This window comes from Vibrio sp. 1457 (genome assembly GCF_033340195.1).
Classification (GTDB): domain Bacteria; phylum Pseudomonadota; class Gammaproteobacteria; order Enterobacterales; family Vibrionaceae; genus Vibrio; species Vibrio alginolyticus.
On the sequence record NZ_JAWOWA010000006.1, the window covers coordinates 232,815 to 241,591 of the forward strand.

The 8,777-nt window shown below is 43.5% G+C and carries 8 protein-coding genes and 1 pseudogene; 4 read left to right on the forward strand and 5 right to left on the reverse strand.

All coding sequences use genetic code 11. The features are described 5' to 3' along the window. The 5 genes from R7Z41_RS09100 to R7Z41_RS09120 form a co-directional block, all read right to left on the reverse strand. Nucleotides 1–1,338: VWA domain-containing protein (locus R7Z41_RS09100; protein ID WP_225477348.1), on the reverse strand; the 1,338-nt coding region annotated here is incomplete at its 3' end. Beyond that, nucleotides 1,331–2,335, reverse strand: a complete 1,005-nt coding sequence (locus R7Z41_RS09105) for a vWA domain-containing protein (RefSeq protein WP_047103941.1) — start codon at nt 2,333–2,335, stop codon at nt 1,331–1,333. The genes R7Z41_RS09100 and R7Z41_RS09105, both read right to left, overlap by 8 nt. After that, the gene (locus R7Z41_RS09110) at nt 2,328–2,804 is read right to left on the reverse strand and encodes a DUF4381 domain-containing protein (RefSeq protein WP_065275458.1); all 477 of its coding nucleotides are present in this window, start codon (nt 2,802–2,804) and stop codon (nt 2,328–2,330) included. The genes R7Z41_RS09105 and R7Z41_RS09110 overlap by 8 nt, the downstream gene beginning before the upstream one ends. 37 nt (nt 2,805–2,841) lie before the next feature. After that, the gene (locus tag R7Z41_RS09115) at nt 2,842–3,768 is read right to left on the reverse strand and encodes a DUF58 domain-containing protein (protein ID WP_065275457.1); all 927 of its coding nucleotides are present in this window, start codon (nt 3,766–3,768) and stop codon (nt 2,842–2,844) included. A gap of 13 nt (nt 3,769–3,781) precedes the next feature. Continuing rightward, nucleotides 3,782–4,738, reverse strand: coding sequence for an AAA family ATPase (locus R7Z41_RS09120; RefSeq protein ID WP_005383914.1), 957 nt, complete (start codon nt 4,736–4,738; stop codon nt 3,782–3,784). A gap of 310 nt (nt 4,739–5,048) precedes the next feature. On the opposite strand from R7Z41_RS09120, the gene R7Z41_RS09125 reads away from it, so the two are divergent. The 4 genes and pseudogenes from R7Z41_RS09125 to R7Z41_RS09140 form a co-directional block, all read left to right on the forward strand. After that, entirely contained in the window at nt 5,049–6,965 is a 1,917-nt protein-coding gene (locus R7Z41_RS09125; protein ID WP_017821859.1) for a methyl-accepting chemotaxis protein, read from the forward strand. A gap of 56 nt (nt 6,966–7,021) precedes the next feature. Then, entirely contained in the window at nt 7,022–7,222 is a 201-nt protein-coding gene (locus R7Z41_RS09130; protein WP_005375165.1) for a restriction endonuclease subunit S, read from the forward strand. A 246-nt stretch (nt 7,223–7,468) separates the two neighbouring features. Next, nucleotides 7,469–8,137: a LuxR C-terminal-related transcriptional regulator gene (locus tag R7Z41_RS09135; RefSeq protein ID WP_065275456.1), complete on the forward strand. Its 669-nt coding sequence runs from the start codon at nt 7,469–7,471 to the stop codon at nt 8,135–8,137. Nucleotides 8,138–8,365: 228 nt separating this feature from the next. Continuing rightward, nucleotides 8,366–8,695 (forward strand): annotated as a pseudogene (locus tag R7Z41_RS09140) (helix-turn-helix transcriptional regulator); the annotation flags it as partial. Nucleotides 8,696–8,777: the final 82 nt, after the last annotated feature.

Sequence of the window (8,777 nt, forward strand, 5' to 3'; positions counted from 1 at the left end):
CTGTTTTAGCTTTTCTTCTACAACCGATAGGTTTTTCTTCGCGGCTTCAAAGTTAGGCTTTTCCTCTAGCAGCTTTTTATACAAATCAGCCGCATCTTCTAATTGACCATTTTGAGCGAGCGAGTTGGCGAGGTTATAGCGGCCGTTAAGGGAGGCATCATGAGAAAATGCTTCGATAGCGGCTTCGTAGTCACCTTTTTGATAACTGGCGGCTCCTTTCCAGCTTGGGTTTGTAAATAGGTTTTGCGCCTGTTCATACTCACCTTGCTTGTAGAGTTCCGCTCCTTGTTGGTCGGCATTTAAGAACGGATTAGCTTCTGCATGCGGTGTCCACGTTACTGGGACTACAGTCGCAACTACCATCCAAATCAGGTCGCGTCGAAACAGTAAAGCCGCAGGAAGAAGTAACAACGGCAGTAACCAAAAGCCACTGTTGAGACGAGAGTCAGTTTTAACTTCTTCGCTTTGGGTTGCAGAAAGCTGGCTACCAATGTTATTGGTAAAGGCCGCGATGTTTTCAACATCACGGTTGGTGTGTTGAATAGGAACAAATAGGCCACCAGTCTTATTCGCTAGCGTTTGTAGATTTTTCAGATTTGTTTTCGCTACGACGGTTGTGCCTTGTGCAGTTTTTAGCAGAGATCCATCGGGCAGCGCGATAGGCGCACCGTTAGGAGTCCCGACGGCAAGAACAGAAATGCGAAACTTTGTACCTTGGACTAAATCTAACGCGCGAGACAGCTCTGACGTATCAAGATCATCCGCTAACACGATGATATCGCCTTGTTGCGTGCCTGCTTGAGAAAACTGGTTGATCGCAAGTTCAATCGCGGCAGGCAGGTTTGCTCCTTGAAAAGGCATCAGCTCTGGTGACAAATTTTCGATAATGCCAGCAAGCGTGCTGGAATCAGTTGTCAGTGGACTTAAGTTATAGGCATCGCCAGCGTAAGCAATAAGTCCAGTGGCTCCCTCTTTCCATTTAGGCAGCAAATCGAGCGCCTTATAACGTGTTTGTGCTAGCCGATTGGGTTTGATGTCTGTAGCAAACATAGAGCGAGACATATCAAGCACCAAGATACGGTTTTGGTTTAACTCAAAGCTTGGTCGAGCATTGGACTGCCAGCTTGGCCCCGCTAATGAAATGCAAGTTATTGCCCAAGCTAAACCCCATAGAGTGAAGTAATGCTTAGACTGCGTGTTTTGTCCGAGCATCCGCGATAGGTGAGGGGCAATCAGTGTGGACTTTTGGGCTCTAAATTTGTGATTAAGCAAGAGTGCAATAGGGATCACGATGAGCCCCAAAAGCCAATAAGGATTGAGGAAAATAAACTCAGCCATGTTTTCTCCTTAATAGGAATAACAATACCGACAATACAAATGCAGCGCTTAATGGATATGGAAACCATTCAGACTGAGGGCGCCAAGTTTGTGTGTCGCTAGATACGGGTTCTAGCTGGTTGATGGTGTCATAAATCTTTTCGAGCTCTTCTGTATCTCGCGCTCGAAAATATTGTCCACCTGTCACCTCTGCCACTTTAGTCAGTGTTTGTTCATCTAAGTCGGCTGCGGTGTTGACTTTGCGAGTCATGAAAAACTCTTTTACCATCATTTCACCAGCGCCCACGCCCACGGTGTAAACAGTGGCGTTGTATTTTTTCGCAATTTCCGCTGCTTCTAGCGGCTCGAGCACCCCTGCAGTATTGCTGCCGTCACTGAGCAAAATCATGACTCGTTGGGGAGCATCACTGTCTACAAAGGTTTTTGTGCCTAACCCAATACCATCACCAATGGCGGTTCGTTGACCAACCAAGCCGATGACGGTTTGATTAATCTGTTGCATGACGCTTTTGCGGTCTGCAGTGAGTGGTGTTTGCAAATAAGCATGGTCGCCAAACAAAACAACTCCGAGACGGTCACCTTTTCTCTTTGCTACGAAATCAGACAGAACTTTTTTGACTGCTGTGAGGCGATCGATATATTCGCCGTTGAGTTCCATGTCTTCCTGCTGCATCGAACCGGACAGATCGACGACTAACATCAAGTCCCGATATTTGGGTTGGAATTCAACGGGATCGCCAAACCAAACTGGACGCGCACACGCGACGACAAGAAGGCCCCAGATCGCGATTGAAAGTGCTTTTTGCAGCGCTTGCTTAGGCTTGCTGCGATTCTCATTGGTTGGTAAGTACGCCAATTTGATCTCGGCTTGTTGAGATTCTTGTGGCAGGAACTTGTATACCAGCCATGGGATGGGCAACAAAAACAGTGCCCACCACCAGACAAATTCAATGTTTAGCCATTGGGCAAGATCGGTTATGAGTGTTTGCTCAGTCACGGTTATTTGCCTTTTTCTTTGGTGGCAAAGCGTAGGTTATCCAAAAGACACAATCGTCTACCAAGCTTTGATGCTGCCCTTGGGAAGAATTCTGATACAACGCTTCTTGCCACTGATGTTGTTTGTCTACGAATCGACTTTCTTTGGTATGGCTATCGAGAAATTTATACCAAGCGATTCCGGTTAATGGTGCGATCTCTTCACGCGGAAAGTAACTCAATGCTGCCTGGCGCAATATTTCCAGAGCAGAAGAGGGGGTATGAGGCGCGGTAGGTTGAGTTAAAAGTGTTAATGCTGTCTTTTTTGCGCGTAAGTGTTTTTTACGCCATCTCACATAAAGACAAATGCCGAAAACGAAGAGCAAGGTGGCTGCAAGCACCACCCACCATCCCCAAGCGAGCGGAAACCAATCCGGAGCGTTTGGCAAAATCAAAGGTTCAAGGTCTAGGCTTTGGTTGTTTGTTGTCATTATTATTACTGCTTAATAAATACTGCTTGTCAGTTTGTTAGCTTAATTGTGAAATTAAGGGCCAGCCACTTGATAGCGTGTTAAATGGAATTGCTATCGAATGGCACTGCTGCTTAATGGTTTCTTGATGTTGGGTAAAGTGGCTTTCGAGTTCTCTTCGTTGTCCTTTAGAGCCAAAGTTAAACCATTGACTATGCAGCCCATCCGAAGCTTTCACTTGACCTCTAAAGTCTGTTTCGCCTCTTTCTAACGGATCATAAAACTGAACGGCCCTTACGCTATTGTGTTGTTTGAGTCGACGTAGTTGTGCCAGTTCCGTTGGTGTTACGTGGGCAAAGTCACTGAGCATAATCAATTCGCTGCCTTTTGGGGTGAGCGTATGAAGTGTCTCCAATACTTGTGTATAAGGCAGTGTACGAGTGTCGTTGCTTGCAGTACGAGTTACTTGCGCATTATGTATGTCGACTATGGCGTTAAGAATCCGCAGCCCTTGTCTTTGTAAAGAAGAGGGGCGAAATTCAAGACATTGATGTCCGTCATCAATCACTGCGCCGATGCGATCTTTTTTAGCTAGAGTTAGCCAAATTAGAACACTGGCAAAGTGGGCCAATTGAACGGATTTGAGTACATACTTAGATCCAAAATGTAGACTAGAACTTAGATCAAGATAAAGAATGACCGCTTGCTCTTTATCTTCTGCAAACAATTTTGTATGTGCTTTACCGGTCCTAGCGGTGACTCGCCAATCAATGCTGCGAATATCGTCGCCAGGTTGATATTGGCGCACCTCCATAAAATCCATACCTCGCCCTTTTTGGCGACTGGTATGGTTACCACTCATCTGCGACCAGAGACTCTGTGCTGGTGGTAACCAAAGTACAGATTGAGTGCGATATTGGAGCAGCTCTTCAAGGGTTAATGTCACCCCATTCGCATGAGGTGGTAATGAATGTGTAGCGGACATATCACTCACCTGTTTATGCACTGCCAACAAGGTTTAGCAGTTTATCGATGACCTGGTTTGCCGTAATGCCTTCCGCTTGAGCGTGGTAACTCAACAATAAACGGTGGCGCAGTACCGGATAAGCCATGGTTTGAACATCTTCCGGAGAGACAAAATCACGACCAGCAAGCCAAGCGTGCGCACGTGCACAGCGATCAAGAGCGATGGTGGCACGCGGACTCACACCCATTGACAACCACTTGTCCAACTCAGTGTCATATTCGTTGGCTTGACGTGTCGCCATAACTAAACGGACGATGTACTGCTCTATCGTTTCTGCCATATGAATATCCAACACCTCTTTACGTGCAGTGAATATATCTTGTTGGCTTAACATTGGGCGTTCAACCTTTACTTCGCCCTTTGCTTCTCCGCGGTTAATACGCAAGATAGATAGCTCATGCTCTGCATCTGGGTATTCCACTTCTAAATGCAATAAAAAGCGGTCTAGCTGCGCTTCAGGAAGGGGGTAGGTCCCTTCTTGCTCTATCGGGTTTTGAGTTGCCATAACCAAAAACAACTCTGGCAGCGGGTAGGTATGACGACCTGCTGTGACTTGTTTCTCTGCCATTGCTTCAAGCATTGCCGCTTGTACTTTGGCTGGTGCACGGTTTATCTCATCCGCAAGAATAAGCGAGTTGAAGATAGGACCTGACTGGAAAGTGAACTCTCCGGTTTCGGGACGGAAGATATCGGTGCCGGTTAAATCGGCTGGCAGCAAGTCAGGGGTGAACTGAATTCGGTGGAAGTCACCTTCAACACAGTCTGAGAGTGATTTTACTGCACGAGTTTTTGCTAACCCAGGAGGGCCTTCAACTAAAATATGCCCATCCGCAAGAAGCGCAACAAGCAGTTGCTTTACCAGATCTTGCTGTCCGATGATCTGCGACTCTAAGTATTGCTGAAGAGTTTCGAAGTTAGATTTATGCATGCTTTGGACTCTCGGTATCCATGTGATTTTCGTGTTGAGTATTGGTCATTTTCCATGTGAAAAAAGTTCCAACGCTCTATTGCAATTTATCTTTTCAATATTGGGACGCTACAGAGAATTGCAAGTACGTGCTATCTCTGAAAGTGCTTATTTGACAGTGTGTTACATTTATTTTTCATAATATAATGAGAAATGCCTCTAGTTTTGTACATATGAGCCGATAAAGATTCCGTGGTGTGCGTGTCATGAGATATGCACCTGATTCCCCTTGTGGGGCCAATAACAAGTGATTCTTTTAAAAGGTCCGAATATGTTGAAACTTCATTCCTTGAGCATCAAACAGAAGGTTGTACTTGGCATTACGTTTGCTGTTCTAGCATCAACAATCATTGTTGGTGTTATGGCTCAGCGTCATGCGAGAGATGTATTGAGCCATCGTCTTATTGACATCGAGCTACCTGCGATGTTGCAGCAAATCAATACCGAAATTGACCGCGAAGTTGTCGAAATGCAACAAGCGGCAAAACAGCTGGCTACAAACGAATTTATTGTTGAAGCCCTATCTAATACAGACCGTGATCCGTCAGTAGAAGTTCAGTTGGTTCAGCAGCTCAATAACGTTAAATCACAGTATGGTCTTAATGATGCGTCGGTAGCGAATCGTCAAACGGCATATTACTGGAATCAAAACGGATTCTTACGTCAACTTAACCGAACGCAAGATGCTTGGTTCTTTGGATTTACGTCGTCTGGTCAAGAAACGTCCGTGAGTGTGTTCCAAGAGGCAAATGGCGAAGTGAAAATGTTTGCCAATTTCCAAGATCTTAATGGTACATCAATGTCAGGTCTCTCTAAATCTATGGGAGACATGGTTGCTTTGCTCAATGGGTTTAAAATTGAAGATACGGGTTACGTGTTCCTCACTAATGAACAAGGCCAGATTCAAATACACCGCCAACAAGGTAAGAACCAAACTTCTATCACTAAACTATTTGGTAGTGACGCAAGTGCGCTGTTGAACAAAAATAGCTTCAACCTAATTAATGTGGAGTTTGAAGGGCAGGATACTTTTGTTTCTAGTTTGTATGTTCCTTCAATGAACTGGTTTGTTATTGGCGTGGTTCCCGTTGATGAAGTATTCGCAGACCTGAATGCGACAGCTAAAAAAATGCTGTTTACGACCATCATTGTTGCCGTTGTATTCATTCTCATGGGCGTATGGTTGGCAAACAGCATTACGAAACCAATCCGACTGATTGCCGATCGTTTTACCGACCTTGGGCAAGGTGAAGGCGATTTGGCGCAGCGTATTGAAATTAAGGGTAATGATGAAATTGCTCAGCTTTCAAAAGGCTTTAATGGATTTATTGAGAAGATTCATGCCACGATGAAAGAGGTTGCTTTAACCAGTGGCTCATTAAGTCAAGCGGCAGAAAGTGTGTCAACGAAAGCAACATCCACACACGACAACAGCCAAGAGCAGCGTGATCAAACCATTCAAGTAGTTGCAGCTATCAACCAAATGGGTGCGACCATCAGTGAAATTGCATCGAACGCTGCTACCGCTGCTGATACGGCAAATCAGGCTTCAGATAACACTCAAACTGGTCGAGAAGTTGTGATGAAAGCAAAAGAGGTGATCAGCCGCCTAGCCGATGATGTTGAAACAACCAATATTGTTGTTACGCAGTTGGCATCGACAACCAAAGATATTGGCTCGATTCTGGGTGTAATTCGTGACATCTCTGAGCAAACGAATTTACTTGCGCTAAACGCTGCAATTGAGGCTGCTCGTGCTGGTGAGCAGGGACGTGGTTTTGCGGTTGTTGCTGATGAGGTAAGAAACCTAGCTTCACGCACGGCTGATTCTACAGAAGAGATTCAGCGCATGATCAATCAGCTTCAAAGTGACGCACAAGACGCGGTAAGTGCTATGGAAGCGGGCAAAGCGGTCACCATTGAAGGGGTTACTTCTACCGATGAAGCAGTCGAGGTATTAATCAGTATTTCTGAACGAATCACCGACATCTCTGATCGTAATACACAAGTTGCAACGGCGACGGAAGAGCAATCCACGGTGGTGCATACCATTAATCAAAATATCGAAGAAATCAACGCGATAAATGAAATGACAACCGCGACAGCAGAAGAGTTGGCGGATGCAAGTCGCGATCTTCAAGCGCTCTCTTCTCGTTTAGACAAGATGGTTGGTAGCTTCAAGTTATAGAGTTGGATAGAATAGGCGAAGTTTAAAAGTTCAATCATTAATTTTAGGTAAGTACTATGAATGACTTCGAAAAAGAACTAGAGCAAATTTCTCAAGAAACCGCTCAGGAGCCAGAAGTAAAACTGCCGTCGCTAGAAGAGCAAAAAGCGATCGTCGCTGAGCTGAAAAAGCTGGAAGCGGAAGGTAAGCTGACGCCAGAAGTGTTAGAACAACACTTTGGTAAGTTTAACCAAAAAAACGCAGTTCCAATCCACTAAGTTAGGTGGTGTTTTACCTCTAACGTGCGTGATTAAATCACCTGCTCAAACACAAAAAGGGAGTTTATACTCCCTTTTTTAATGTCTGAAAAATGCTAATACCTCTCACATACTTGCCACTTAAAAATTATTGACATTTCAATGAGTTATTAATTAGTACTAGTGATTTTCATACTTGACAATACTACCGCTCTATCTAAATCTATTGCGTATTTCAATAAAAACGACCAAGGGAATGCGATCAGGATGGAGCAGCAAAAAAAAAGAAACGTTATTTTAATCACGGAGGGAAGTCTACAGTCATCTCTGTTGAAAGATGTATTGGAGACCAAACTCGGTATTAGTGTTGCTCTAATCACGCCAGATAATCTGATTCACGGAGTGTTACATGAATCTCTTTCATCAGCCATTATTGTTGATTGCAGCGTGATCACGGATGAAATTTTTCGCCGTTATGCGGAGTTTAAAGCGGCCAAGCAGAAAGACACGCTTGAAATCTTAATTAATTGTGAGCAATCCATATCGACAGAAGATCTCTTTGCTTGGCGTACTTTGGCCGGTATTTTCTATACCTCTGATGATATAAAAACGTTGCAAGTTGGTATTGGTAAGGTGCTTCAAGGAGATATGTGGTTCAGTCGTAAGTTTTCTCAGCAGTACATTACTTACCTTCGTCGACATTGCAAACCTATAAATAAGAATGTTTCCGCTATTCTGACCAAACGAGAGCAACAAATAATTACCTTTCTTTCCATGGGGGCGTCCAATCAACAAATCGCTGAACAATTATTTGTAAGCGAGAATACGGTAAAAACGCATTTACATAATATTTTCAAGAAGATTGATGTGAAAAATAGAGTTCAAGCACTTATTTGGGCAAAGGAAAATATTTCAGACAACTCGTTACCGGTGTAATGCTATTGCAATATTAGGTTGCCTAATTTAGTAAACTCTTAATAATTTCTGTGACCTGAATGTGTTAAAAGTGTTTCTTTTATGAGAAACACTTTTTTTGGTTCTCTTTTTAATAACTTTAGAATTTAAAAAAGTAGCAAATAACTTTACTCTGTGAACTAGCACTTACATATCAAACTAAGTGCTGACGATTAACTACTAATTTAAGAATGTTAAGTCACTGAAAGTATGAGAAACATTATGGAACAGTATATGGAAAAGCCTGAAATCCTAATGCTCACTCAACAAAGTTTACAGAGTGAAAACTTTAAGGAAATGCTTTCTAAAAATACAGAAACTAAAATAACGATCATTGATACTAAAAACCCTAGTTATCATGAACTCATTCCGGAACGCTACTTTTTGCTTGTTGATTTTTCAGTTGAGATTCCTTCCGAAACTTTAGTTTATTTAAAAGATAGTAATAAAGTGCTAGGAACCATAATGCTTAATCTAGGTTATGACTTAGACACAGAAGAACTCGCTTCTTGGCCTCATGTAAAAGGTATATTTGGTCCAGGAGGGGCTTTGTTGCGTAATTCAGACGAGAAACCAAACCTCCTAAAGTTGAGCGACTTTTATACAATATACTGAGTTTCAG